Annotated in this window: 3 protein-coding genes and 1 pseudogene; 3 read left to right on the forward strand and 1 reads right to left on the reverse strand. The window is 39.5% G+C overall.

Annotation, left to right across the window (positions count from 1 at the left end; translation table 11 throughout):
• Together FFR48_RS29835 and FFR48_RS27650 are read left to right on the forward strand one after the other, a co-directional pair.
• Positions 1-216, forward strand: a 216-nt coding sequence (locus FFR48_RS29835) for a hypothetical protein (protein ID WP_236104222.1), incomplete at its 5' end; no start/stop codon positions are given.
• 7 nt (positions 217-223) lie between these two features.
• Positions 224-847: a sigma-70 family RNA polymerase sigma factor gene (locus FFR48_RS27650; protein WP_137669552.1), complete on the forward strand. Its 624-nt coding sequence runs from the start codon at positions 224-226 to the stop codon at positions 845-847.
• A gap of 182 nt (positions 848-1,029) precedes the next feature.
• On the opposite strand, the gene FFR48_RS27655 is transcribed toward FFR48_RS27650, so the two are convergent.
• Positions 1,030-1,644, reverse strand: coding sequence for a hypothetical protein (locus FFR48_RS27655; RefSeq protein ID WP_201277703.1), 615 nt, complete (start codon positions 1,642-1,644; stop codon positions 1,030-1,032).
• Between FFR48_RS27655 and FFR48_RS27660 the strand changes: the two are divergent.
• Positions 1,633-1,825: pseudogene (locus tag FFR48_RS27660) on the forward strand (ISAs1 family transposase); the annotation flags it as partial. The gene FFR48_RS27655 and the pseudogene FFR48_RS27660 overlap by 12 nt on opposite strands.

A 1,825-nucleotide genomic window follows, 5' to 3' on the forward strand; every position in this document is an offset into this window, starting at 1 on the left:
GGACTGGGGACTAGGAATCAATCCAAAAATTACGCAAAATATCTATCTCTCAAACCCTTAGTTCTCTGTGTTCTCTGTAGCTCTGTGGTTAGTTTATTCTATGGCTTGCGTGTAAGTCCTACAATTTCATTTTTCCCAATCACCAATCACCAATCACCAATTACCCATGACTGTTTACTAACCTTGACTATGTATATTTTAACAACCATTTACTAAAACGCTTGTGCAAATACCATCCTTTCCTGAAGCTAACCATCCGCTGGTGAAGTCGCTGTTTCATCACAGTGATCAAGAACTGCTGACTTTGTTGAGGCGCTATCCTGATCATGGCAAATACTTTACTGCTATTTTTTGCCGTTATAGCCCTATAGTCTATACTTTGATTCAACATTCGGCGCGATCGCCTGTCCAGGCAGATTATCTATTTGCGCTGACTTGGCGACATATATATTATGAACTCGGTGGACTATATTTAACTAACCCAGAAACAGGGGAAGAAGTATTAACTCTGCAAAACTGGTTAATCAACATTACAGCTTTTTGTATTAATGAAATGAAACTACCACCAACGGAGGCTATTCATTATTCACTTAAAGACACGTCACCCCCGTTATGGTGTTATATAGAACAGGCATTAGATCAAGTACCGCCATTATTGCGCTTGATTGTCTTAATGGCGCAAACTTTCCATTGGAGTGAAACTCGCATTTCTGCTTACTTACAAGCTGAAGGTGAAAAAATTTCTCCTCAACAAGTAGCCAATTTGCTTCAAGAAGGTTATCGTATGCTAGAAGATAAATTACCAGCTGATATTCACGCTATTTACTTAGGTGCAGATACTGCTTAAAGCTGAAGATGCTATCCGTCGTCGCTTGGGTATAGCTCGTGATCATCAGGATTTTCACAATCAGATTTTTGCACTCAATAATCATTGATAATTTATCGCCCGAATGCTGATGCTTCCAGCACGCTTCGCGAATGCCCGTACAGGAGTCAGGATAAAAATAACTAATAACTAATAACTAATAACTAATTCAAAAACACTGATCCATTTGATTCAATTCTCATTGCACTTCTATCCTGGTTGACATCAGTTGTTTCTTTTAATGTCACTTCTAAAATTCCTGTTTCTTCACCAGGTTTAGGTGTCACCATCAAAAGTCCTCCATCTTGTCTTTGAAATGTCACTGTGACAGGTGTATTCAAACCGCGAAGGGTGACATCTGATTTACCTGCTAATGTACGTGGTTCTGTATCACCAATTACTTGATAAGTTATATCTGCCCTTGTATTATTAATTAATTGGATATTTGCTTTACCATTTGCTAAATCAATTCTGGTGCTGGGTTCTTGTCTTTGTTCTGGTGCAGGTGGTTGTAACACCCTACCGGAAATGGGAGGAGTTGGTTGTTGTTGCGTATCACTTCCCGGTATATACCCCCGCTGGTAAAGATTATAAGGCGGTTCATTAAAAATACTAGGATTGGGATTAAGTGGTGATGGTGCTTCACCTCCAACACCTGAACCTCTTTGGTAAGGTAATGGGATAACAGGAATTGGTATTATCCCTAGTTGCATGAGTCTGAGAGTTAAAGCATTAGGGGGACATCCTGCGGGAACTAATACCCTATAATGGGGACTCAAACCGAGATTGCCAACAAGATTATTGATAAAAAAGCAGATTATGTTTTAGCACTAAAGGCAAATCACCCAACTCTCTACAATCAGGTAAAACAATGGTTTGAAACAGCATCTTCACTCTCTTTTCAAGGTATTGATGTCAGTTATGACCACCGCATTGAAAAAGGACATCACCGTACGGAAA

Source organism: Sphaerospermopsis reniformis (assembly GCF_005402885.1).
GTDB classification, from domain to species: domain Bacteria; phylum Cyanobacteriota; class Cyanobacteriia; order Cyanobacteriales; family Nostocaceae; genus Sphaerospermopsis; species Sphaerospermopsis kisseleviana.